This window comes from Hydrogenophaga sp. (assembly GCF_048549895.1).
GTDB lineage: Bacteria > Pseudomonadota > Gammaproteobacteria > Burkholderiales > Burkholderiaceae_C > Hydrogenophaga.
In genome coordinates this window covers 30,479-54,125 of sequence record NZ_JBLYYB010000105.1, presented here as the reverse complement: position 1 = coordinate 54,125, position 23,647 = coordinate 30,479, and the positions used below count along the sequence as shown (strand labels likewise).

General features: G+C 66.7%; 21 protein-coding genes. 10 read left to right on the top strand and 11 right to left on the bottom strand.

Going from position 1 to position 23,647, the window contains the following annotated elements; translation table 11 throughout:
- Nucleotides 1-142: 142 nt before the first annotated feature.
- The 4 genes from ACN4F8_RS11345 to ACN4F8_RS11330 all read left to right on the top strand — a co-directional run bounded on the left by ACN4F8_RS11345 (nt 143) and on the right by ACN4F8_RS11330 (nt 5,279).
- A complete protein-coding gene (locus ACN4F8_RS11345) occupies nt 143-847 on the top strand; it encodes a response regulator (protein ID WP_419473697.1) in 705 nt (234 codons plus the stop codon).
- Nucleotides 844-2,196 (top strand): sensor histidine kinase, encoded by a 1,353-nt coding sequence (locus ACN4F8_RS11340; protein WP_419473696.1) that lies wholly within the window; start codon nt 844-846, stop codon nt 2,194-2,196. Before ACN4F8_RS11345 ends, ACN4F8_RS11340 begins: the two co-directional genes overlap by 4 nt.
- A gap of 65 nt (nt 2,197-2,261) precedes the next feature.
- On the top strand, nt 2,262-3,989 hold the full coding sequence (locus tag ACN4F8_RS11335) for a phosphoethanolamine transferase (RefSeq protein WP_419473695.1): 1,728 nt from the start codon (nt 2,262-2,264) through the stop codon (nt 3,987-3,989).
- Between the two features lie 93 nt (nt 3,990-4,082).
- Nucleotides 4,083-5,279: a phosphoglycerate kinase gene (locus ACN4F8_RS11330; RefSeq protein WP_419473694.1), complete on the top strand. Its 1,197-nt coding sequence runs from the start codon at nt 4,083-4,085 to the stop codon at nt 5,277-5,279.
- Nucleotide 5,280: 1 nt separating this feature from the next.
- Here ACN4F8_RS11330 and ACN4F8_RS11325 read toward each other — a convergent pair whose 3' ends face one another.
- Nucleotides 5,281-5,685, bottom strand: coding sequence for a YbaN family protein (locus ACN4F8_RS11325; protein WP_419473693.1), 405 nt, complete (start codon nt 5,683-5,685; stop codon nt 5,281-5,283).
- Nucleotides 5,686-5,797: 112 nt separating this feature from the next.
- Between ACN4F8_RS11325 and ACN4F8_RS11320 the strand changes: the two genes are divergently transcribed.
- A complete protein-coding gene (locus tag ACN4F8_RS11320) occupies nt 5,798-9,328 on the top strand; it encodes an LAGLIDADG family homing endonuclease (RefSeq protein ID WP_419473692.1) in 3,531 nt (1,176 codons plus the stop codon).
- A 13-nt stretch (nt 9,329-9,341) separates the two neighbouring features.
- Here the strand turns inward: ACN4F8_RS11320 and ACN4F8_RS11315 are convergent, their stop codons facing one another.
- The 3 genes from ACN4F8_RS11315 to ACN4F8_RS11305 are packed head-to-tail and all read right to left on the bottom strand — an operon-like array spanning nt 9,342 to nt 12,327.
- Nucleotides 9,342-10,043, bottom strand: coding sequence for a fumarylacetoacetate hydrolase family protein (locus ACN4F8_RS11315; protein ID WP_419473691.1), 702 nt, complete (start codon nt 10,041-10,043; stop codon nt 9,342-9,344).
- 4 nt (nt 10,044-10,047) lie between these two features.
- The gene (locus ACN4F8_RS11310; protein ID WP_419473690.1) at nt 10,048-11,106 is read right to left on the bottom strand and encodes a cupin domain-containing protein; all 1,059 of its coding nucleotides are present in this window, start codon (nt 11,104-11,106) and stop codon (nt 10,048-10,050) included.
- Between the two features lie 18 nt (nt 11,107-11,124).
- Nucleotides 11,125-12,327, bottom strand: a complete 1,203-nt coding sequence (locus ACN4F8_RS11305) for a 3-hydroxybenzoate 6-monooxygenase (RefSeq protein ID WP_419473689.1) — start codon at nt 12,325-12,327, stop codon at nt 11,125-11,127.
- Between the two features lie 115 nt (nt 12,328-12,442).
- Between ACN4F8_RS11305 and ACN4F8_RS11300 the strand changes: the two genes are divergently transcribed.
- Nucleotides 12,443-12,916: a MarR family winged helix-turn-helix transcriptional regulator gene (locus ACN4F8_RS11300; protein ID WP_419473688.1), complete on the top strand. Its 474-nt coding sequence runs from the start codon at nt 12,443-12,445 to the stop codon at nt 12,914-12,916.
- Between the two features lie 18 nt (nt 12,917-12,934).
- Here ACN4F8_RS11300 and arfB read toward each other — a convergent pair whose 3' ends face one another.
- The 3 genes from arfB to ACN4F8_RS11285 are packed head-to-tail and all read right to left on the bottom strand — an operon-like array spanning nt 12,935 to nt 14,151.
- Complete coding sequence (gene arfB, locus ACN4F8_RS11295; RefSeq protein WP_419473687.1) at nt 12,935-13,339, bottom strand: alternative ribosome rescue aminoacyl-tRNA hydrolase ArfB; 405 nt, start codon at nt 13,337-13,339, stop codon at nt 12,935-12,937.
- 30 nt (nt 13,340-13,369) lie between these two features.
- Complete coding sequence (locus ACN4F8_RS11290) at nt 13,370-13,897, bottom strand: cytochrome b/b6 domain-containing protein (RefSeq protein ID WP_419473686.1); 528 nt, start codon at nt 13,895-13,897, stop codon at nt 13,370-13,372.
- Nucleotides 13,894-14,151: a PepSY domain-containing protein gene (locus ACN4F8_RS11285; RefSeq protein WP_419473685.1), complete on the bottom strand. Its 258-nt coding sequence runs from the start codon at nt 14,149-14,151 to the stop codon at nt 13,894-13,896. The genes ACN4F8_RS11290 and ACN4F8_RS11285 overlap by 4 nt, the downstream gene beginning before the upstream one ends.
- A 170-nt stretch (nt 14,152-14,321) precedes the next feature.
- On the opposite strand from ACN4F8_RS11285, the gene mnmA reads away from it, so the two are divergent.
- Nucleotides 14,322-15,437 carry a tRNA 2-thiouridine(34) synthase MnmA gene (gene mnmA / locus ACN4F8_RS11280; RefSeq protein ID WP_419473684.1) on the top strand — a complete coding sequence of 372 codons (1,116 nt, stop codon included), beginning with the start codon at nt 14,322-14,324 and terminating at the stop codon, nt 15,435-15,437.
- A 6-nt stretch (nt 15,438-15,443) separates the two neighbouring features.
- On the opposite strand, the gene ACN4F8_RS11275 is transcribed toward mnmA, so the two are convergent.
- From ACN4F8_RS11275 to ACN4F8_RS11260, 4 genes are all read right to left on the bottom strand, one after another.
- Nucleotides 15,444-16,811: a DUF3422 family protein gene (locus ACN4F8_RS11275; RefSeq protein WP_419473683.1), complete on the bottom strand. Its 1,368-nt coding sequence runs from the start codon at nt 16,809-16,811 to the stop codon at nt 15,444-15,446.
- Nucleotides 16,812-16,906: 95 nt separating this feature from the next.
- Nucleotides 16,907-17,935 (bottom strand): response regulator, encoded by a 1,029-nt coding sequence (locus tag ACN4F8_RS11270; protein WP_419473682.1) that lies wholly within the window; start codon nt 17,933-17,935, stop codon nt 16,907-16,909.
- The gene (locus ACN4F8_RS11265) at nt 17,932-19,689 is read right to left on the bottom strand and encodes a sensor histidine kinase (RefSeq protein ID WP_419473681.1); all 1,758 of its coding nucleotides are present in this window, start codon (nt 19,687-19,689) and stop codon (nt 17,932-17,934) included. The genes ACN4F8_RS11270 and ACN4F8_RS11265 overlap by 4 nt, the downstream gene beginning before the upstream one ends.
- Nucleotides 19,690-20,057: 368 nt before the next feature.
- Nucleotides 20,058-20,552, bottom strand: a complete 495-nt coding sequence (locus ACN4F8_RS11260) for an NUDIX hydrolase (RefSeq protein ID WP_419473680.1) — start codon at nt 20,550-20,552, stop codon at nt 20,058-20,060.
- Between the two features lie 115 nt (nt 20,553-20,667).
- Here ACN4F8_RS11260 and ACN4F8_RS11255 point away from each other — a divergent pair, with 115 nt between their 5' ends.
- The 3 genes from ACN4F8_RS11255 to ACN4F8_RS11245 are packed head-to-tail and all read left to right on the top strand — an operon-like array spanning nt 20,668 to nt 23,571.
- The gene (locus ACN4F8_RS11255; RefSeq protein ID WP_419473679.1) at nt 20,668-21,801 is read left to right on the top strand and encodes a Re/Si-specific NAD(P)(+) transhydrogenase subunit alpha; all 1,134 of its coding nucleotides are present in this window, start codon (nt 20,668-20,670) and stop codon (nt 21,799-21,801) included.
- Between the two features lie 22 nt (nt 21,802-21,823).
- Nucleotides 21,824-22,150: an NAD(P) transhydrogenase subunit alpha gene (locus ACN4F8_RS11250; protein ID WP_069048190.1), complete on the top strand. Its 327-nt coding sequence runs from the start codon at nt 21,824-21,826 to the stop codon at nt 22,148-22,150.
- On the top strand, nt 22,147-23,571 hold the full coding sequence (locus tag ACN4F8_RS11245) for an NAD(P)(+) transhydrogenase (Re/Si-specific) subunit beta (protein WP_419473678.1): 1,425 nt from the start codon (nt 22,147-22,149) through the stop codon (nt 23,569-23,571). The genes ACN4F8_RS11250 and ACN4F8_RS11245 overlap by 4 nt, the downstream gene beginning before the upstream one ends.
- The last annotated feature ends 76 nt before the right edge of the window (nt 23,572-23,647 follow it).

Genomic DNA, 23,647 nt, shown 5'->3' with positions numbered 1-23,647 from the left:
GGCCAGCAGGCCGAGCAGCCAGGCGGTGGGGCGAGAGCGGTGCAAGGCGCCACTGTGAGCGGCCCCCGTTAAGTGCGGCTTAAGCGGCATCCCCAATAATGAAACGATCCCTCAACCAGCGGACCCGGCGTCCGATCCAACAATGCGCGCACTCGTGGTGGAAGACGACCCCGGCATCGCCAGCGGCCTGCAGGCCTCGCTCAAGCAGGCCGGCTACGCGGTGGACGTGTGCGGCACGCTGGAGGCGGCGTGGCATGTGTTGTCGGTGGAGCCCATCGACGTGCTGGTGCTGGACCTCGGCCTGCCCGACGGGGACGGGCTCGATTTGCTGGCCCGCCTGCGCCGCCAGGCCCAGCCTGTGGCTGGGCGCACCGCCTTGCCGCGCAACGACCTGCCGGTGCTGATCATGACCGCGCGCGACGGCGTGAGCGACCGCGTGAGCGGCCTGGACAGCGGCGCCGACGACTACATCGTCAAACCCTTCGACGCCAACGAGCTGCTGGCCCGCCTGCGCGCCATGCTGCGCCGCGCGGTGGGCCGCAGCAGCCCGGTGATCGCGCACGGCGACCTGGTGGTGGACCCCGCGTCCCACACCGTGCTGCGCGCGGGTGAACTGGTGCCGCTGGGCGGCAAGGAGTTTTCGCTGTTGATGGCCTTGCTGCAGGCGCGGCCGCAGGTGCTGTCCAAGGCGCGCCTGGAATCGTCGCTGTACGGTTTTGGCGAGGCGCTGGAGAGCAACGCGATCGAGGTGCACATCCACCACCTGCGGCGCAAGCTGGGCGAGTCGCTCATCAAGACGGTGCGTGGCGTGGGGTACTTTGTGCCGCAACAAGACCCACCCGCATGACGGCGCAATCCATGCATACCCGCCTGCCCAGCCTGGGGCGCTACCTCTGGAGCTGGGTGGTGGGCGCGCTGCTGGTGGTGTGGACCACGCTGCTGCTGGTGGCCTGGTACACCGGCCACCACGAGGCCGAAGAAATCACCGATGGGCAGTTGGAGTCGGTGGCGCGCCTGTGGCTCTCGGTGGAGCCGAACAAGACCTTGTCCATCCCCGAACCGATTGCCTCCGACCGGGCGCGGGCCTACGTGCAGGACGTGGCCGTGCTGCACTGGGTCGATGGCCAGCTGTTCACCGACACGCACAGCCTGGCCGGCAGCCTCGGCATCACCCAGCCGCCCGCGCGCGGTTTCACCAACCGGGTGCAGACCACCAGCAGCGGCGACGTGCGCTGGCGCGTTTACGCCGCCGCAGGCCAGGACGAACACGCCGCCGACTTTGTGGCCGTGTTGATGGACATGGACCACCGGGTCGACCTGGGCCGTGACATGGCGCTCAAGCTCGCGCGCCCGGCCTTGCTGGTGCTGCCGCTGGTGGCCTTGCTGCTGTGGTGGGCCTTGCGCCGGGGTCTGAGTCCGCTGGTGCGGCTCTCGCGCGACGTGGCCGCGCTCGACGGGCTGGGCGGCCAGCGGCTGGACACGGCGCACCGCTTCCACGAGTTTTCCAGCACCGTGCGCGCCATCAACACCCTGGTGGATTCCTTGCAGACGCAGGCGCGGCGCGAGCGCGAATTTGCGTCGGACGTGGCGCACGAGTTGCGCACGCCCCTGGCCGCGCTCTCGCTGCAGGCGAGCGCCGCGCAGCACGACCCCACGCCCGAGCGGCTGGCGCAGCTGGAGGCCACCGCCCTGCGGGCCGGGCACATCCTGTCGCAGTTGCTGGAGCTCGCGCGCGCGCAGCGCGACGGCACCGGCCGTGTGGCCTGGAGGGACGTTGCGCTGGGTGATGTGGCGGCCGGCTTGATCGCCTCGCATGCGCAAGAAGGTTTCGAGAGCCGCCACGAGCTGTCGCTGGAGCAGCCCGAAGAACCCGTGGTCTTGCACGTGCAGCCCATGCTGCTGGAGCTCGCACTGCGCAACCTGATCGAGAACGCCTTGCGCCACACCCCGGCGGGCACGCAGGTGGTGGTGGCGGTCTGGCAGACCGAAGCGGAGGCCGGCGTGTCGGTCGGCGACGATGGGCAGCGGGCCGGCGCGCCGCTGCTTGCCCAGACACACGGTTCATCAGGTCTGGGTCTGGGTCTGCGCCTGGTGGAGCGCATTGCCGAACAGCTGGGCGCCACGCTGCAGCGCGACACCGGCGAAGCCCCCATGACCACGCGCTTCACGCTGCGCTGGTCGCGCCCGGTGCCATAAGGATCACTTAACGCGCGAACGCGAAGCTGGGTGGGTCGGCATGTGCCGGCTTCACCGCTTTGCCCATGCCTTCACATCCTGTCCCGGCGTCTCCCGTTGTTTCGCTCGCGGCGCGCCCGACCTGGCGCCCCGTTCACGCCGTGTGGCTGCTCTCGCTGTGGCTGGCCCTGGCCGGCAACCTGCCGCTGTGGTTGCGCGTGAACGAACTCGCCGGCACGCCGACCCAGCGCCTGGCCTTGCTCGCCGGCTTCGGCTTCGTGGTGCTGGGCATCACGGCCGCGCTGCTCTCGCTGCTGGCCTGGCCGCGCGTGTTCCGCCCGGTGGCCACCGCGCTGGTGCTGGTGAGCGCCTTCAACACCCACTTCATGCTGCAGTACGGCGCGGTGATCGATCCGACCATGCTGGCCAACGTGGTGCAGACCGACGTGCGCGAAGTGCGTGATTTGATGTCGTGGACCTTGCCGCTCACCGTGTTGCTGGTGGCGGGTCTGCCGCTGTGGGTGGTGTGGCGCCGCCCGCTGGCCCTGCGCAGCTGGTTGCCGCAGACCGGGCGCAACGCGCTGGGTGCAGTGGTTGGTGTGGTCGCGGTGGTGGGCGCCACCCTGCTCACCTACCAGGACCTCGCCTCGCTCATGCGCAACCACAAGGAGCTGCGCTACATGGTCAACCCGGTCAACACCGTGTACGCCGCCAGCCGCTTGGCGGTGGACCAGCTGCCCCGGCAGGTGCAGTCACTGAAGCCGGTGGGCGAAGACGCGCAGCTCGGCGCGAGCTACGCCGCCCAAGCCAGGCCGCCGCTGTTGATGTTGGTGGTGGGCGAGACCGCACGCGCGCAGAACTTCGGCCTCAACGGCTACGCGCGCAACACCACCCCCGCGCTCGCGCGCTGGCAGGCTGAGGAAGGCCTGGTCAACTTCAGCCAGGTGCAGTCCTGCGGCACCAACACCAAGGTCTCGGTGCCCTGCCTGTTCTCGCCGCTCACGCGCGCGCAAGGTGGCGACCAGACACCCGAGCACGAGAACCTGCTCGACGTGTTGCAGCGCGCCGGTCTGGCCGTGCTGTGGATCGACAACCAGGCCGGCTGCAAGGGGGTGTGCGCCCGCGTGCCCAACGCCAGCACGCTGGACCTGAAACTGCCCGGCCTGTGCGATGGCGGCGAGTGCCTGGACCCCGCCATGCTGGTGGGCCTGGACGAACGCATCGCCGCGCTCGACCCGGTGCGCCGCGCGCGCGGCGTGGTGCTGGTGATGCACCAGATGGGCAGCCACGGGCCGGCGTACTCGCACCGTTCCAGCGCGGACCGCAAGCCCTTCATGCCCGAGTGCACCAGCAACACGCTTTCCGACTGTCTGCCCGAACAGCTGGTCAACGCCTACGACAACTCGATCGCGACCACCGACCACTTCCTCGACCTGTCGTTGCAGTGGTTGAAGGCGAAAGAGAAGGCCGGGGCGTTCCAGACCGGGCTGATCTACCTCTCGGACCACGGCGAATCGCTCGGCGAAAACGGCCTGTACCTGCACGGTGTGCCGTACGCGCTGGCACCAAAGCAGCAGACCCATGTGCCCATGGTGGCGTGGCTCTCGCCCGGCCTGCAACAGCGCAGCGGCGTGGGCCATGCGTGCCTGCGCGCCCAGGCCGACAAGCCGCTCTCGCACGACAACCTGTTCCACTCGGTGCTGGGTTTGATGGACGTGCAGACCACGGCGCACGAGCTGTCGCTGGACATCCTGGCGCCTTGTGTGGCGTCTTACGCCCGCACGGGTGAAGCGCCGCACCGGCCCGCCAGCTGATGTGCATGCCGGGTGCGGGTTTGCGGCAGGGGTCTGCGCTGGGGGCCTTTCCTACAATGCGGGGGTTTGTCATCCACCCACCTGCACAGCACCATGTCCTTCATCCGCTTCTCCGATCTCTGCTCCAGTGGCCGCGTCCAAGGCCAGCGCGTGTTCATCCGGGCCGACCTCAACGTGCCGCAGGACGACACCGGACGCATCACCGAAGACACCCGCATCCGCGCGAGCATCCCGGCGATCCAGATGGCGCTGGACGCGGGCGCGGCCGTCATGGTCACCAGCCACCTGGGCCGCCCCACCGAAGGCGCGTTCAAGTCTGAGGACTCGCTGCAGCCGGTGGCCGCGCGCCTCTCGACCCTGATGGACCGCCCAGTGCGCCTGGTGGCGAACTGGGTCGACGGTGACTTCTCCGTGAGCCCCGGTGAAGTCGTGCTGCTGGAAAACTGCCGCCTGAACGTGGGTGAGAAGAAGAACAGCCCCGAACTCGCCAAGAAGCTCGGCGCCCTGTGCGACATCTTTGTGCACGATGCCTTCGGCACCTCGCACCGCGCCGAAGGCACGACCTACGGCATCGCCGAGACCGCGCCCGTGGCCTGCGCCGGCCCGCTGCTGGCCGCCGAGATGGACGCGATTGCCGCCGCGCTGCTCGCACCCAAACGCCCGCTGGTGGCCATCGTGGCGGGCAGCAAGGTCAGCACCAAGCTCACCATCCTGAAAAGCCTGGCGAGCAAGGTCGACCAGCTCATCGTGGGTGGTGGCATCGCCAACACCTTCATGCTCGCCGCGGGCCTGAAGATCGGCAAGAGCCTGGCCGAGGCCGATCTGGTGGCTGAGGCCAAGGCCGTGATCGACGCCATGAAGGCGCGCGGCGCCGAGGTGCCGATTCCCACCGACGTGGTGACCGCCAAGGCCTTCAGCGCCGACGCGGTGGCCACGGTGAAGGCCGCCACCGACGTGGCCGACGACGACCTGATCCTCGACATCGGCCCGCAGACCGCCGCCAAGCTGGCCGAACAGCTGATGAAGGCCGGCACCATCGTGTGGAACGGCCCGGTCGGTGTGTTCGAGTTCGCGGCGTTCGAGAACGGCACCAAGGCGATCGCCCAAGCCATTGCGAAGAGCAGCGCCTTCAGCATTGCGGGTGGTGGCGACACGCTGGCGGCCATTGCCAAGTACGGCATCGAGAAAGATGTGGGCTACATCTCCACCGGGGGGGGCGCGTTTCTGGAGGTGCTGGAGGGCAAGACGCTGCCGGCGTTTGAGGTGCTTGCCCGCAGGGCTGCTGGCTGATTCAGGGTTTTCGGGTTGGGATGCTGGCCACGACCAGTACCCCGACCGCTGCGGCGATCAGCACGATCGCCAGCACAACCGGCCGCTCTCGCAAGCCCCAGGCCGAAAGGCCCACCATCGCCACCATGCTCACCTGCGCCACGGTCTTGCTGCGGCGCGTGAGGCTGCGGTGCGTCTCCCAGTCGCGCACCATGGGGCCGAGGAAGCGGTGGTTGAGCAGCCGGCCGTGCAGTCGGGGCGAGGCTTTGGCATAGCAGGCGGCGGCGAGCAAGATGAACGGTGTGGTCGGCAGGCCCGGCAGCACCACCCCGATGAGGCCCAGCACGAGTGCCACCGAGCCCGCCAGCCACAGCAGCCAGCGCACCGTGCGCGATGAAGAAACGGGGGAGGGGGACGGAGCAGTCAAGTGGGCATGATAGCCAGCGGGCCTCGCCCGACCCCGGCTTGCATCCACGGCGAAAAGGCGCACCATGGTGCCCCACCCCAGTGCCACCGGTCGAGACACGAAGGAGCCCTGCATGAAGCGCGACGCACTCAAGAACGCCCCCACCGCCATCGGCGAGCAGCCCATCAGCCTGGATGTGCTGCGCGAGAAATACCTCAAGGACGGCGAAACCACCGTGCAGGACATCCACCGCCGCGTGGCGCGTGCCCTGGCCTCGGTGGAGGCCGAGCCCGAGGTCTGGGAACAACGCTTCTTCAACAACCTGCAGGCTGGCGCCATCGGGGCGGGCCGCATCATGAGCGCGGCCGGCACGGACATCCAGGCCACGCTGATCAACTGCTTCGTGCAGCCGGTGGGCGACTGCATCCAGGGCCTGGACGACGGCGGTTATCCCGGCATCTATGAAGCCCTGCGCGAAGCCGCCGAGACCATGCGGCGCGGCGGCGGCGTGGGCTACGACTTCTCACGCATCCGCCCGCGCGGCGCCGAGGTGAAAACCATGGCCTCGCTGGCCTCGGGGCCGTGCAGCTACATCAACGTGTTCGACCAGTCGTGCGCCACGGTGGAGAGCGCGGGCGCGCGGCGCGGCGCGCAGATGGGCGTGCTGCGCATCGACCACCCCGACGTGCTCGAGTTCATCACCGCCAAGCGCACACCCGGACGCTGGAACAACTTCAACGTGTCGGTGGGCGTGAGCGACGCCTTCATGCGCGCCCTCACTGATGACCAGCCCTGGGAACTGGTGCACCGCGCGCGCCCCGGCGCGGCCCTGATCGCCCAGGGCGCCCACCAGCGCACTGATGGCCTGTGGGTTTACCGCAGCCTGAGCGCGCGCGCGCTGTGGGACACGGTGATGCGCTCCACCTACGACTTCGCCGAGCCCGGCATCCTGTTCCTCGACCACATCCAGCAGGACAACAACCTGCGTTACTGCGAAAGCATCGAGGCGACCAACCCGTGTGTGACGGCCGACACCCGGCTTGCGACACAACACGGACTGGTGCGCATCGGCGACCTCTACAACAGCGGACTGCCCCTGGAGACCACGGTGGACCGCCGGGCGCTGGGCGGCGAGGGACGTGGTGTCGACGTCCGTTCCGCCAAGCCTGCGTTCATGACCGCCCGCCTGGCCGATGTGTTCCAGGTCAGCACCGAAGACGGGTTCGAGATCAAGGCCACGGCCTGGCACGACTTTTACACCGCACGCGGCAAGCTCAAGCTGTCGGACCTGAAGGTGGGCGACGAGCTGTGGGTGCAATCCGGCAAGGGCCAGTTTGGCCAGCAAGGCAGCGAGGAGCTGGGCTTGCTGCTCGGCCTGATCACAGGCGATGGTCATTTCACCCACCGGGGAAAAGGGCAGGAGGTGGTGTGCATCAACCTCTGGAATCAGGAGCGCGAACTCGCAGAGCGGGTGACCACCACGGTCAACGCCATGATCGCCGGCTTGTCGCGAACGCAGCGAACTTACAGCGTTGCGCCGGTGGCGGTGGCTGAGCGCAACCACGTCTTCATCCGCTCCGTGCTGCTGGCGCGCGCCCTGGAAGCGCTCGGTTTCACGCGCGACACCAAACTCCGGGTGCCGGAGGTGGTCTGGCAAGGCAGCGAGGCGTGCGTCAAGGCCTACCTGCGCGCACTGTTTCAAACCGATGGCACGGTCAACGTCTCCTCATCCAGCGAGAGTTGCTCCATCCGTTTGAGCTCCAGCTACCCACAACTGCTGAAAGACGTGCAGGTGCTGCTGGCCAATTTCGGTGTGTTCAGCCGCGTGCGCTTGCGCAGGGAGGCAACCCTCAAGTCCATGCCCAACGGCAAAGGTGGCCAGGCCGACTACGCTTGCAAGTCTCAATACGAGCTCATCATTGACGGCGAGTCCCGCGAGCAGTTCATGAGCGAAATCGGTTTCCTGCTCGACTACAAAACCGCCCGCTACCGCGACTGGGTGGCCGACAAGGTTCTGCGAAAAACCCAGCGCTTCGCCAGCCGGATTGCTTCCATCGTGCCCGCCGGCCAGGAAGCGGTGTACGACACCACCCAGGCTGACCACAACACCGTGATCTTCAATGGCCTGGTGACGGGGCAATGCGGCGAGCAGCCCTTGCCGCCTTACGGCTGCTGCGACCTCGGGCCGGTGATCCTGCCGCGCTTCGTGCGCCACCCGTTCGGTTTCGGTGGTTTGCCCAGCTTCGACTTCGAGGCCTTCGAGGATGCCGTGGCGCTGCAGGTGCGTGCACTGGACAACGTGCTCGACGTGACCTGGTGGCCGCTGCCGCAGCAGCGCGCCGAGTCGGCGGCCAAGCGGCGCATTGGCGTGGGTTTCACCGGCATGGGCAATGCGCTGGCCATGCTGTGTGTGCGCTACGACCGGGCCGAAGGCCGCGCGCTCGCCGCGCAGATTGCAGAGCGCATGCGCGACGCGGCCTACACCGCTTCGGTGGCGCTGGCGCAGGAGAAGGGCGCGTTCCCGAAGTTCGATGCCGACGGTTATCTGGCCGAGGGCACCTTCGCCAGCCGCCTGCCCGAGGCGCTGCGCACCGCCATCCGAACGCACGGCATCCGCAACAGCCACCTGCTCTCGATTGCGCCCACCGGCACAGTCAGCCTGGCCTTTGCCGACAACGCGTCCAACGGCATCGAGCCGCCGTTTTCGTGGATGTACCGGCGCAAGAAGCGCGAGGCCGACGGCAGCACCACCGACTACGCGGTGGAAGACCACGCCTGGCGGCTCTACCGCGAGCTCGGTGGCGACACGGCGCAACTGCCCGAGTACTTTGTGAACGCGCTGTCCATGCCGGCCACCGACCACCTGGCCATGATGGAGGCGGTGCAACCCTTCGTGGACACCGCCATTTCCAAGACGGTGAACGTGCCGGCCGACTACCCCTACGAGGATTTCAAGGATTTGTATCAGCAGGCCTGGCGCGCGCAGCTCAAGGGCCTGGCGACCTACCGGCCCAACGCGATCCTGGGCTCGGTGCTGGACACCGGCGCCACGCCGGAGACCACGGCGAGCGTGGCCACGGTGGACCCGATGCGCACGGTGATCGAGAGCCGCCCGCCGGGCGCGCTCTCGGCGGTGGCCGACAAGATCGAGTACTGGACGCAAGAGGGCCACCAGACCCTGTACCTGCTGGTGTCGTTTCTGCCGGTGCCCACGGCCGACGGCGCGGGCACGGTCGAGCGCGCGATCGAGTTCTTCATGCCGGTGGGCCAGAGCGGCGAGTCGCAGCAGTGGGTGTCGTCCAGCATGCGCCTGCTCTCGCTCGCCGCGCGCGGCGGTTTCCTGGAGCGCGCCTTGCGCGACATGCGCAAGGTGGTGTGGGACCGCGGCCCCGTGCGCATGGGCACCCACCAGAAGGCCGACGGCACCCATGTGCCGATGTGGCACGACTCGGTGGTGGCGGCCATCGCCTACGCGGTGCAGACGCTCATTGCGCAGCGCGCAGGCGTCACGCCCTCGTCGGAGCCCCCCTCGCCGGTGGTGGTGCAGGCCACGCCCGGCATGATGCCGGGCAAGAAGTGCAGCGAGTGCGGCGCGCACGCGGTGATCCGAAAAGACGGCTGCGACCACTGCACGCAGTGCGGGCACCTCGGTTCGTGCGGCTGAGCCGCAGGTCTGTTCAGGCCTTGGGGCCGACCGTCAGCGCGACACTGCCCACACCGTCCACCGAGCCGGTGATCTGGTCGCCCGGCAGCACCGCGCCCACGCCTTCGGGCGTGCCGGTGTAGATCAAATCGCCGGGTTGCAGGTGGTAGAAGAGCGAGAGGTCGGCAATGATTTCGCGGATGTTCCAGATCAGCTTGTCCACGTCGGACTTCTGTTTCACCGCGCCGTTGACCGACAACTCGATGCCGCCGCGTTCGATCACCACACCGGGCATGGGCACGATCTCGCTGCACACCGACGAATGCTCCACGTCCTTGCCCAGGTCCCAGGGGCGGCCCTTGTCGCGCGCCACCAGCTGCAGGTCGCGCCGCGTCATGTCCAGGCCGGCCGCGTAGCCGTAGATGATGGTGTGCGCGTCTTCCGCCTTCACGCGAAAGCCCGGCTTCCCGATGGCCAGCACCAGCTCTATCTCGAAGTGGTAGTTGGCCGTTTCGCTGGGGTAGGGCGTGGTCGCGCCCGAGAGCGCGAGCGTCTGTGGTGCCTTGGTGAAGTAGAACGGCCGCTCGACCGACTTGTCCACCGGCTTGCCCATTTCCACCGCGTGCGCGTGGTAGTTGCGGCCGACGAAGAACAGGCGGTTGACGGGGAACAGCTCGGCGTGGCCGCGCACGGGCACGGCGGCTACGGGCGGTGGGGGGAAGAGGTAAGTGGTCATGGGGTCAGGGCATGTGAGGTTGGTTGTCGGGGCGCACTTCGTACACGCCGAGCTTGCGGTGCAGCGGCGATTCGTCGGCGATGAAAAGGAAGGCCGGCGCGCTGGCCGAGGCGTTGGTGAGGGTGGTGGCGGTGTAGCCGGGGATGCAGCAGGTGTCGGCTTCCACGAGGTCGAAGCCTTTTGCCTCGGTGGCCACGCGCGCCGCGCCTTCGATCACGTGAAACACCACGGCCGGTGAGCGTGCGGGCAGCTTGAGCGTCTGGCCCGGGCGCAGCATGAGGGCGTGAAAGCCCAGGATGTTCTCCACGTCTTCACCCGTCTCGGGGTTCACGTAGGTCACCTGCACCGCGTCCACATCGGGCCGGTCGGCGGCGAGCGAAACGAGCGCGGCTTTCGCGTCGGCCCAGGGGTAGCGCAGCATGGGGTAGCGCTTGCCGCTTCGGCCAAACACGGGCGTGGGCACCACACCGGCACGCGCGTAGGCGCGGTCGCCCTGGCCCGGTTTCGTTTCTTGTCGGGCGCCGTTGAGGTGGTAGCTCACCTCCAGGTAGTAGGCCAGCGGCAAATCCAGCACATCGAGCCAGATCACCGGCTCGGTGCCGTCGTGGCCGTGCTCGTGCCACAGGCCGGTCGGCGTCAAGATCAGGTCGCCCCGGCTCATGGGGCAGCGTTCGCCGTCCACCGTGGTCCAGGCGCCTTCGCCCTCCACCACCATGCGCACCGCGTTGGGCGTGTGGCGGTGGCTGGGCGCCCACTCGCCGGGCATCAGCAGCTGCATGCCGAGGTACATGGCGGCGCTGGCCTGCATTTTCTCCAGCGTGTGGCCCGGGTTGGCCAGCACCAGCACACGGCGCTCGGCCTTCTCGATGGGGGTGAGCTCACCGGCTTTCAGCAGCAGCGGCTTGATGGTCTTGTAGGGCCAGTGCGTGGCCTGGGTCTGGCGGGTGGGAATGGTGGGCGGCAGCACGCCGCGCAGGCTGGGCCACAGCGGCACCAGGTTGAGCGCGCGCAGCTCGGCCACGTAGTCGGCGGGCAGGTCTTCGAGTCGTCCGAGGTCGTTCATGGGTTGTCTCCGTCTTGTTCAGTGGTCGGCCAGGCAGTTCTGGACATTCCAGCCGTACAGCCACTCCATCGCATCGTAGAAGCGTTCGGGGCTGCGGCCCTTCCACAGGTCGTTGCGCACCAGGCGTTCGACACCCTTGGCGTGGTAGATGCGGCCCATCTCGCGCGAGCTCAGCACGATGCGCGCGGTGCGCGCCACGCGCGAGCGCTGGTAGAGGTCGAAGGCCTTTTCGATGTGGTTGCCGTGCACGCGCAAGGCCTCGCCGAGCGTCACCGCGTCCTCGATCGCCATGCACGCGCCCTGCGCCATGTACTGCGTGGTGGGGTGGGCGGCGTCGCCCAGCAGCGTGACGCGGCCGAAGCTCCACTGGCCGATGGGCTCGCGGTCCGCCGTGGCCCAGCGCTTCCAGCTCTTGGGCAGGTCGATCAGCTGGCGCGCCTTGGGGCACAGGCCTTGAAAGTAGCTCTGCACTTCGGCCTGGCTGCCTTCGGTCACGCCCCATTCTTCGGTCTGGCGGCTGTGGAAGGTCACCACCACGTTGTACTGCTCGCCGCCGCGCAGCGGGTAGTGCACTAGGTGGCAGTTGGGGCCCACCCAGATGCTGGCCGCGTTCCAGCGCAGGTCTTCGGGGAAGTCGGCTTTGTCGACCACCGCGCGGTAGACCACGTGGCCGGTCACGCGCGCCTCGTCGCCCACGAACTGCTGGCGCACGACCGACTTCACACCGTCGGCGCCGATGAGTGCGAGGCCCTGGTGGGCCTTGCCGTGCTGGTCGTGCACGGTCACACCGCTCGCATCCTGTTCGACGCGAGCCACGCGGGTCGAGGTGACGAATTCGATCTGCCCGCTGGCCTGCACACCTTCCAGCAAGGACGTGTGCGCATCGGCGCGATGGATCACCGCGTAGGGGTTGCCGAAGCGCTGGCGAAAGGCCTCGCCGGTGGGGATCTTGCCGACCTGGTATTCATCGATCGCGTCGTGCATCACCATGAAATCGGTGTACACGGCCCGCTTGCGCGCCTGCTCGCCCACACCCAGCGCATCAAACGCGTGAAAGGCGTTGGGCCCGAGCTGCATGCCCGCGCCGATCTCGCCCAGCTCGGCCGCCTGCTCCAGCACCTTCACACGAAAGCCCTGGCGCACCAGCGCGAGCGCGGCGGCCAGGCCGCCAATGCCGCCGCCGGCCACCAGCACGGGAAGGTCGGAAGGTGTCGTTGTCATGGGTGTCTCCTCGATATGGGCCGCATGCTGATAATCAGTATACTTATTGTATGGGCGGTGCTAGGATTCCTGCAACCCCTGGCCGGCACCGGCCACACCCCAGCGCCCCATCGCCATGAAACGCAGCCCACCCGCCGTCGACATCGACCACCAGCCCGGTCATTACATCCGCCGGTTGCACCAGATCTCGGTGGGCATCTTCTTGCAGGAGCTGGGCGAGATCGGCATCACCCCGGTGCAATACGCCGCGCTGCAGACCGTGGCCAACCACCCCGGCATCGACCAGCGCACGCTGGCGCGCACCATCGCACTCGACGCTTCAACGACGGGCGGCGTGGTCGACCGGTTGGAGGCGCGCGGCTGGCTGGAACGCAAGACCGCGCCCGAAGACCGCCGGGCCCGCCAGCTGGCGCTCACCGACGCCGGCGTGCAACTGCTGGGCGAGGCCGTGCCCGCGATGCTGGGCGCGCAAGACCTGATCCTCGGGCCGCTGAGCGAGCGCCAGCGCGCCGAGTTCATGAAGCTGCTGCGCCTGCTGGTGGACACCAACAACGAGCACAGCCGCGCACCCAGTGAAGCGATGAAGTGAGGTGGTGAGCGCGCCGGCTCAGTCGAGTCCGCGCACGCGACCGCGCAACTGCTTGACGGTGGAGCGCGTGGCCTTGCCTTCCAGCCGGCGCTGTTTCGAGCCAAAGGTGGGTTTGGTGGCTTTGCGGGCCTTGGGCAGGGTGGCCACGCTGTCCACGAGCGCCTGCAGGCGCTCCATGGCTTCGGCTTTGTTCTGCTCCAGGCTGCGGCTGGTCTGGGCCTTGATGACGACCACCCCCTCGGTGGTGATGCGGTGGTCGCTGAGCGCGAGCAGGCGTTCCTTGATGGCTTCGGGCAACGACGATGCGTGGATGGCAAACCGCAGGTGCACCGCGTTGGACACCTTGTTCACGTTCTGCCCGCCCGCGCCCTGGGCGCGGATGGCGGTGAACTCCACCTCGTTGGGATGCACGCTCGGGGACATGGGATGAGTGTGCCACGCAGCCCCGCGCGCTCAGTACCGTTCCTTCACACCCGTGACCATGGCTTTCACCAGCCGCGTGCGCTCGATGCGCCCCATGACGATGGCCGCTGCCGCGTGCAGTCCCACCATGGGCATCAACCACTCGCCCAGGCCTTCGTGCAGGTCCTGCAGCCACTCCTCGCCCCAGAAAGCGTCCAGGCCCTGCATCCAGCCGGTGAGGCCAAGCCCGAGCACCATGGCAATGAGGCCCAGCACCATCAGCCCACCCAGCGGGTTGTGGCCCCAGTGGTGTTCGCTGGTGCCGCCGAGCAGCGCGCGCACGTGGTTGGTCACACGCCGCGGCGTCGGAAAGAAGTCGGCAAAGCGCGCGTGGCGCGGGCCGATAAAGCCCCACACCACCCGCACACCCACCAGCGCCGCGGCCGCGTAGCCCAGCCACTGGTGCAGGTCTTCCCCGTCGTCCACCACAAAGAGGTTGAGCAGCACGCAGGCCACCAACGACCAGTGGAAGACGCGCACCAGCGGGTCCCAGACCCGCTTGGACGCGACAGGGCTCACTTGTGCTCGACGGGCTTGCCGCTCACCGGATCAAAGTAGATCTCGACCTTCTTGCCGGCTTTGTCGGTGCCGTAGATCTCATAGCACTGGCCCTTGCTCACCTTGAAGGTCTTGATCTGGTAGCCCTGGGCTTCCACATCCTTCTTGAACGCCGCTTCGGGCATCCATTTTTCCTTCGGTGCGTTGCAGGCCGGGCCGGCCACAGCGGCACCGGCCACGGCGAGAAGAAGCGCGGAGAGAACAACAGATTTCATGATTCGTTTCCTTGTGTATTGATGCCAGCGGTTGCTGGTGAGGGCATTGAAACGAACGAACTTGAAATGGGGCTTAAACCGCTGTGTGACGAGTGTCAGCAGCCGTAACGCAGCCACCGACCTGCCACCTCGAGGCCTGAGGGGATTGCCGCGCTGGGATAATCCCGCCCATGGCAAACAAGCAGCGTGTGGTGGTGGGATTGAGCGGTGGCGTGGACTCTGCGGTGAGTGCGTACCTGCTCAAGCAGCAAGGGCATGAGGTCATCGGCATCTTCATGAAGAACTGGGAAGACGACGACAACAGCGAGTACTGCTCGTCCAACATCGATTTCGTGGACGCCGCCAGCGTGGCCGACGTGCTGGGCATCGAGATCGAACACGTGAACTTCGCCGCCGAGTACAAGGACCGTGTGTTCGCCGAGTTCCTGCGCGAATACCAGGCCGGGCGCACGCCCAACCCCGACATCCTGTGCAACGCCGAAATCAAGTTCAAGGCCTTTCTCGACCACGCCATGCGCCTGGGCGCCGAGAAAATCGCCACTGGCCACTACGCCCGGGTGCGTGAGCGCAACGGGTCGTTCGAGCTGCTCAAGGGCCTGGACCCGCTGAAGGACCAGAGTTACTTTCTGCACCGCCTGAACCAGGCGCAGCTGAGCAAGACGCTGTTCCCGGTGGGTGAGCTGCCCAAGACCGAGGTGCGCCGCATCGCGGCCGAGATTGCTTTGCCCAACGCGAAGAAGAAAGACAGCACCGGCATCTGTTTCATCGGCGAGCGGCCTTTCCGCGATTTCCTGAACCGCTACATCGCCAAGGAGCCTGGTCCGATCAAGGACGAAAAAGGCCGGGTGCTGGGCCAGCACGTGGGCCTGAGTTTCTACACGTTGGGTCAGCGTCAGGGACTGGGCATCGGCGGCGTCAAGGCCAAGGGCGCGCAGAAGGGCGGCAACGACCACGCGCCCTGGTTTGTGGCGCGCAAGGACATGGCGAACAACACGCTGTGGGTGGTGCAGGGCCACGACCATCCGTGGTTGCTCACGCCACGATTGAGCGCACAAGACGTGAGCTGGGTGGCCAGCCATGCGCCTGCGGGCGGCGCCGTGGGCGCCAAGACGCGCTATCGCCAGGCCGATGCGCCCTGCACGTTGCAGCCGCAGGGCGAGAGTCACTTCGACCTGCAGTTCAAGGCGCCGCAATGGGCCGTGACGCCGGGCCAGAGCGCCGTGATTTACGACGGCGACATCTGCCTGGGTGGTGGTGTGATCACCACCGACGCAGCCAGCGCCTGACGGTGTTCAGGGTGGCTTGACCGGCGCGTTCAGGCGCGCGTGAATGCGCCGCGTGGTGCGCCACACCACCCACAGCACCAGCGGCACCATCGCACCTGCCGCCATCTCCGGCTGGATCGGCAGGCCCGCGGCCTTGGCGCCCTTGGCGATGTAGAGCAGCAGACTGATCACGTAGTACGAGATGGCCGCAATCGACAGGCCTTCCACCGTGGCCTGCAGTTGCAGCTGCAGTTCCTGCCCGCGCGTGAGCTTGGCCAGCAGTTGCTGGTTCTGTGCCTCGGTCACGATGTCGACCCGCGTGCGCAGCAGCGCGCTGGTGCGCGAGACCCGTTCGGACAGCGAGGCCAGGCGCTGTGCGCTGGCCGCCACCGTGGCCATGGCCGGCGAGAGCCGGCGCTGCATGAATTCGCCAATGGTCTGCGTTCCGGGGATCGGCCTCTCGCGCAGCTCGGCAATGCGTTGCGTGACCACCGCGTCATAGGCGCGTGTCGCGGCGAAACGGTAGGTGTTCTCGGCGGTGGCACGCTCCACCCGCGCGGCCAGCGAGACCAGCTGGTCCAGCAGTTCCTGCTCGGAGGTGGACTTGTTCTCCAGTTGGGCCGTGATGCTGGCCAGCTGGGCTTCGGCTTGCGCCAGCACCGGCGCCAGTGCCTTGACCACGGGCAGCCCGCGCAAGGCCATGAGGCGGTAGGTTTCGATTTCGAACAGGCGCTGTGAAATGCGGCCAGCCCGCGTTTCGCTGGTGTCTTGCGGGGTGATCACCAGCATGCGCTCGAAGCCCGAGGGCCGCAGGTGGAAGTCCGTCAAGGCCCACGAATGGCCGCCGCCCAGCTGTGAGGCGACCAGTGTGCGATCCCCGAACCAGCGCTGCGCCTGCCCCATGAGCGTGGCCTGGGCGTCCGCGTTTTGATCGGGCAACTCGGCTTGCAGCATCACCATCTTGATCGCGGCCACGGTGCGCCCGGGGATGTCGCGCAGCCAGCCCGAGGGTGTCACGAGTGCGTCCAGCAGTGCGGGCTCGCTCGAACCCAGGCCAGCGCCCTCGGGCAGGGGTTGCACGATGGAGTAGCGGGTGAATTCGGTGTGGCGCTCCCACTTGAGCGTGAAACCCTCAAAACGCAGGCGCAGGAAGTTGGCGCGCATCTGTTCGGGTGTGAGTGTGTCTTGTCCGGGCAGTCGGCGCAGGTGCTCGCACTCCTGCTCACGGCTCACGCCGTCGTTGAGCACCGCCACAAACACGATCAGCACCGGCAGCCGGATGCGCGCGGCGGGTCGCGCATGAACCTCGTTGTGCAGCTCTTCGCGCAGGACATCGTCGGGTGGCAGGGCGCCGGACGGTGCAGGACGGGCGGCGGCGTTCGTGGGCGAATTCATGGGCGCATCGACTCGGTGGGTTGGGGCTGCCGCCAACTGTATGCCAAGGCGGGCATGAGGTTGCAGGCCTGCCCACCGGGGTCGCAGCACCCGGCTCACGACTTGCCGAACAGGCGCTTGAGCCAGGCGACACCGGAGACAGGGCCGGTGTCCGTTGCCGTGGTCGGGAGCGGGCCGAAGGCCGAGGCGTCCAGCGGAGCTGCATCGGTGGCGTCCCAGCCAGAGGCGGGTCCACTTCCCTCGAGCGCCAGATGGCGGGGGCGCTCCACCGCATGCCTGGCAATGCTGGAGGGTTGTGCCATGAGCTCGCGGTGCTTTTTCAGCGCCGAGCCGACCATGCGACTCACATAGCCCGGGCCGGCGGGTTTGGCAATGAACCGGAAGATCTGGCCCTCGTTGATCAGCCGGCTGATGGTGTTGCTGTCACGCTCGGTGGTGTAGACCATGGCCACGATGTTCGGGCTGCTGCGCTTGACGGCCCGGATGAGGTCGAGGGTGCAACCGTTGCCGCATCGGGTGTCGGCGACGATCACGGCGACCCTGTAGCGGTGGAGCAGGCTCACGGCTTCGCTGTGATTGCGTGCCCACAGCATCAGCAGCCCGTCGCCCAGAATGGTGCGCAGCTGGTGTTCGATCGCGGGGTCTTCGTCCACCAGCAGCACGGCTTCGGTGTGGCCACCCCGCAGCGTTTCCGGGTCGACGTCGGGCGTTGCTGCTGGGTTCGCTGGCCGCTGCAGAGGCACCTCGCGCGCCACGGCGGCCGCATACGACACCGTGTCGATCAGGTGCTGGTTGTCCCAGGGTTTGTTGATGAAGCGGAACACCTCGCTGTCGTTGACCGAGCGCAGCACGTCGGTGTACTCGGAGTACCCGGTGAGCAGCAGGCGCATGGTGTTGGGCGAGGTTTCCTTGACCTGTTCGAGGAACTCGGTGCCGGTCATGCCCGGCATGCGCTGGTCGCTGATCACCACGTCGAACTCGCTGTTGCGGATGAGCTCGAGACCCTCGCTGGCATCGGTGGTCGAAGACACGTCGAAACGGCTTCGCAACAGCCAGTTGAGCGAGCGCAGAACGCTGGGTTCATCGTCCACACAGAGGACGCGGGGCCGGTTGATGGTGTTCATGCAGATGGACCTGTTGGAATGGGAAATTCGATCTGGAAGGTGGTGCCGATGCCCATCCGCGTGGAGACGGAGAGGGTGCCGCCGTGTTCGACCACGATGTCTCTGGCAATCGCCAGGCCCAGACCGGTGCCGGTTCCCTGCGGTTTGGTGGTGAAGTAGGGCTCGAAGATGCGCGGGAGCACGTCGTCGGGAATGCCGCTGCCGGTGTCTTCAACCGTGATGCGGATGCGGTGGCCGTGCGTGGCGGTGGACACCGTGACCACGCCGGCACCGTCGATGGCCTGGGCGGCGTTCATGATCAGGTTCAGAAACACCTGGTTGAGCTGCGAGACCTGGCACTCCAGCCGGGGCAGACTGGAGAATTTCTGGACCACCTGGACCTTGGTTGAGATGACCGCCCGGGCGATGTAGATCACGCTGGACAGGGTGGTGTTGAGGTCGACTTCGGCGGTGCGCGAGCGGTCCATGCGGGTGAAGCTGCGCAGGTTGTCCACCATCTCGTTCATCTGGTTCAGGCCGGTCAACACGTCGCCCAGCATGTCCTGCGTCATGCCGAGTTCATCGGGGCACCGGCCCAGTTGCGAGCGCACCGATTCGATGTCGAGGTCCTGAAGCCCGGACACCGCCATGTCGCCCGCAGGGGTGGTCACGCGGTCCAGCACGCGGGCCGCACTGCGGATGCCGGGGGCCATGTCGTTGAGCGCCTGGATGGCCATGAACACATTGCTTTTCGAGAACGCCAGCGGCGTGTTGAGCTGGTGGGCCACGCTGGCCACCATGTTCCCGAGCGAGGTCATCTTCTCCGACTGCGCGAGCCGCTGTTTGTTTGCGTCGCTTTCCTGGGCCTGCTTTTCAATCACCGCCTGCGCCCGCCGGACGATGCTGTACAGCACGGCGTACAGGAGCACAAGCAGACCCGCCAGCGTCATGAGCTGCATCTGCTCCGAGTGCTGCGCATGGCGGCGCTGGTCCAGCGACTGTTGCTCCAGGCCCGCTTGTTGGTCGGCGGCTGTCTGGCGGATGCCCACCGAGGTTTGCTGCAACTGGTGCAGCGCGGGCGTGACGTCGGACTGAACCTCGAACACCGCCAGCGTCTTGTTCGTCCGGGGATCGGTCAACGGCACATGGCTGGCGATCACATCGCGGGGGGTTGACCGTTGCCCGGTGTCCAACGGCTCCTGCAGTTGCAGCGCGCTGGCTGGCAGCCCGCCCACGGCACGCTGCCAGCCGGGAAGGCCGGAGCCGTCTTCGCCCACTTGCGCCCGGTCGGTTGAATACAGGGTCGTGCCTTGCGAATCGTGGATGCGGATCTTGGCGACTGAGCTGCCTTGCAAGGCGCGCTGCAGACGGGCATCGAGTGCGGCGTACGACGCCAGCGCCTGAATCTGCGGCCCATGCTGTCGCAGGCACACCCGGGCCTGCGGTGATGCAGGCGCCTCGTTGGTGGCACCCTTGCGCTGGCTCGGGCGCCGGCACAGGCTGGAATCGAGCTTTCCGGTGGCGGCGAGAAACGGCGCCAGCGCTTCGTCCCACAGTGCGATTGACAGCAGCCGCGCCAGTTCGAGGTTGCGGTCCTGATGCGCGGTCAGCACATCGCGGCGCAGGGCGGTTTCCGCCTGATTCACCAGCACGGATTGCAGGTCTGCAAAGCGGGTTGACGTCTGGCTGTGAGCGGATTCCAGCAACGCCGATTCACGCGTCTGGAAATAGACCATTGCACTGGCCACGCAGGCAAATGCAATCAGACTGGTCATTGTGAAATACGGGATCAACCGAAATCGGATTTGCATGGTGTGCCAAGCGAAATGGGCCAGCGAATTTCCGATTGCTGTTCGACATTTGATTCCAGATGTCGAAGAACTGAATCCGGCCTGTGCGGTAGTGAGCCCGCCATCGTATGCAAGCCGTGGAGCGGCACACATACCGCACAGGCAGTATTTTCAGGATCTTTGCGTGTTTGAATTGGCACTCAAGACAGCGCCGGGCATTTCAATTTTCAGCAATGCCGGTTGTCACCGAATTGGATTGAAGTTCAATTCTTGATTGATGTGAAAGCGTTGACGCAGCGCTCAGGGCGCAATCCATGGCGTCTCTTGGCGCAAACGCAAGAAACGAGGCGGTTTCAGCGGAGTCTGGCAACCGATGGATCGGTCTGGACCAAGTCCAGCGGGTAGCGTTGGCCGGCGAGGTGGTCTTCCATGCAGCGCAACACCAGCGGGCTGCGGTGGCGCGCCGCGCTGGCACGGACCTCATCGGGCGTGAGCCAAAGCGTCCTGACAATGCCGGTGTCCAGGCTGAGTCCTGGCACCGCCTCCCCCAGCTCGCCGCAAAAGGCAAACCGCAGGTAGGTGATGTCCTCGTCCCCGGTGCCCGGCGAGCCCACCCGCTGGAACCTGGAGAGGTAAACGCCCACCAGCGCCGTGGGGGTGAAGCGGTGGGTGGTTTCTTCCAGCGTCTCGCGCACCACGCCCTGGGCGGGGCTCTCACCCGGGTCCAGGTGGCCAGCCGGGTTGTTCAGGCGCAGGCCTTCAGGTGTGTGCTCTTCCATCAGCAGGTACTGGCCGTTGCGCTCGATGACAGCGGCCACGGTGACACTGGGTTTCCATCGATCAGGCATGGGCGGATTATCCCCACCCGTCTGCCCTCGGGCTTGCCCGCAGAAGACAGGGCCAAACCACACTTTCAGTTAAGCTCGGCCGCTGACTTCCCAACCCGCGAGCGAGGAGACGTTCATGATGATTGGCGTACCCACTGAAACCACAGTGGGCGAGACACGAGTGGCCGTCACGCCCGAGACGGTCAAAAAATACGTGGCCCAGGGGCACACGGTGCGCGTTCAATCCGGGGCCGGCCTGGCCGCCAGCGTGACCGATGCCGCCTACACCGCGGTGGGTGCCGAGATCACCGATGCTGCGGGGGCGCTGGGCGCCGATCTGGTGCTCAAGGTGCGCACGCCGTTCGACAACGAGCTGGCGATGATGAAACCCGGCGCCACCGTGGTGGGCATGCTCAACCCGTTTGACGCCGAAGGCCTGCAGCGCATGGCGCGCGCCGGGCTCACCGCGTTTGCACTCGAAGCCGCTCCGCGCACGACGCGAGCCCAGAGCATGGATGTGTTGTCCTCGCAGGCCAACATCGCCGGCTACAAGGCCGTGATGCTGGCGGTGCACCACTACCAGCGCTTTTTCCCCATGCTCATGACGGCGGCCGGCACGGTCAAGGCCGCGCGCGTGGTCATCCTCGGCGTGGGTGTGGCGGGCCTGCAGGCCATTGCCACGGCCAAGCGCCTTGGCGCGGTGATCGAAGCCTCCGACGTGCGCCCGAGCGTGAAGGAGCAGGTCGAGTCTTTGGGCGGCAAGTTCATCGACGTGCCGTACGAGACGGCCGAAGAAAAAGAAGCGGCCGAAGGCGTGGGCGGTTACGCCCGGCCCATGCCACCGAGCTGGCTGGAGCGCCAGAAGGCCGAGGTCGCCAAGCGCGTGGCGCTGGCCGACGTGGTGATCTCCACCGCGCTGATTCCCGGACGTGCCGCGCCGGTGCTCATCACCGAAGACATGGTCAAGTCCATGAAGCCGGGCAGCGTGATCGTGGACATCGCCGCCGGCAAGGGCGCCAATGGTGTGGGCGGCAACTGCCCCATCACCGAGACCGACCGCACGGTGGTCAAACACGGCGTGACCATCGTGGGCGAGACCAACCTGGCCGCCATGGTGGGCGCCGACGCCTCGGCGCTGTACGCGCGCAACGTGCTCGATTTCCTCAAGCTCATCGTCAACAAGGACGGCGCGCTGCACGTGGACATGGAAGACGACATCGTCGCGGCCTGCCTGATGGCGCAGGGCGGTGAAGTGAAACGCAAGAGCTGAACGAGACACCAAGGACAAGACCATGGAAGCCGTATCCCCCACCGTTCTCAACCTCATCATCTTCGTGCTGGCCATCTACGTGGGTTACCACGTGGTGTGGAACGTCACCCCCGCGCTGCACACGCCGCTGATGGCCGTGACCAACGCCATTTCGGCCATCGTGATCGTGGGCGCCATGCTGGCCGCGGCCCTCACCGAAACCAACCTGGGCAAGACCATGGGCGTGCTGGCCGTGGCGCTGGCCGCGGTCAATGTGTTCGGTGGCTTCCTGGTCACGCGGCGCATGCTGGAGATGTTCAAGAAGAAGGAACGCAAGGCGCCGGTGGCTGCTGAGGGAGCTCACAAATGAGCATGAATCTCGTCACGCTGCTGTACTTGATCGCCAGCATCTGTTTCATCCAGGCCCTCAAAGGCCTGAGCCATCCGACCACGTCCATCCGCGGCAACGTCTTCGGCATGACCGGCATGGCCATCGCCGTGTTGACCACCGCCGCGCTCATCGTCGAGCTCTCCGGCGGCAAGGCCGAGGGCATGGTCTGGGTGTTGGTGGGTCTGGTGGTCGGTGGTGGCGCCGGCGCCATCATGGCCAACCGGGTCGAGATGACCAAGATGCCCGAGCTCGTGGCCTTCATGCACAGCATGATCGGTCTGGCCGCGGTGTGCATCGCCGTGGCCGTGGTGGCCGAGCCCTATGCGTTCGGCATCGTCGCCAAAGGCGTGCCGATTCCGTTTGGCAACAAGATCGAACTCTTCCTGGGTGCGGCCATCGGCGCCATCACCTTCAGCGGTTCGGTGATCGCCTTCGGCAAGCTCTCGGGCAAGTACAAGTTCCGTTTGTTCCAGGGCGCGCCGGTCACGTTCTCCGGCCAGCACATGATCAACCTCGTGCTGGGCCTGGCCACGGTGGGCCTGGGTGTGTTCTTTGCGTTCACCGAAAACTGGCCCGCGTTCTTCCTGATGATCGCGCTCTCGTTCGTGCTGGGCGTGCTGATCATCATCCCCATCGGCGGCGCCGACATGCCGGTGGTGGTGTCCATGCTCAACAGCTACTCGGGCTGGGCTGCGGCGGGCATCGGCTTCTCGCTCAACAACTCCATGCTGATCATTGCCGGCTCGCTGGTGGGCAGCTCGGGTGCGATCCTGAGCTACATCATGTGCAAGGCCATGAACCGCTCGTTCTTCAATGTGATCCTGGGCGGCTTCGGCGGTGAAGCGACCACGGCGGGCGGTGCCAAGGCGGAAGCGCGACCCGTCAAGAGCGGCAGCGCGGACGACGCGGCCTTCGTGCTCGGCAACGCCGAGACGGTGGTCATCGTGCCCGGCTACGGCCTGGCCGTGGCGCGCGCGCAGCACGCAGTGAAAGAGCTGGCGCACAAGCTCACCGAAAAAGGCATCACGGTGAAGTACGCCATCCACCCGGTGGCCGGGCGCATGCCGGGCCACATGAACGTGTTGCTGGCTGAGGCCGAGGTGCCGTACGACCAGGTGTTCGAGATGGAAGACATCAACGGTGAATTCGGCCAGGCCGACGTGGCCATCATCCTGGGCGCCAACGACGTGGTGAACCCAGCCGCCTTGCAGAAGGGCAGCACGATCTACGGCATGCCGATCCTGGAAGCCTACAAGGCCAAGACGGTGATCGTGAACAAGCGAAGCATGGCCGCGGGCTATGCGGGTCTGGACAACGAACTCTTCTACATGGACAAGACCATGATGGTGTTTGGCGACGCCAAGAAGGTCGTGGAAGACATGACCAAGGCGATCGAATAGCCGTTCAGACCCGCGATTCGTGGATCTTCGAGGGGGCTGGTGGTGACACAAGCCCCCTTGGTTTTTGTAGCAACGA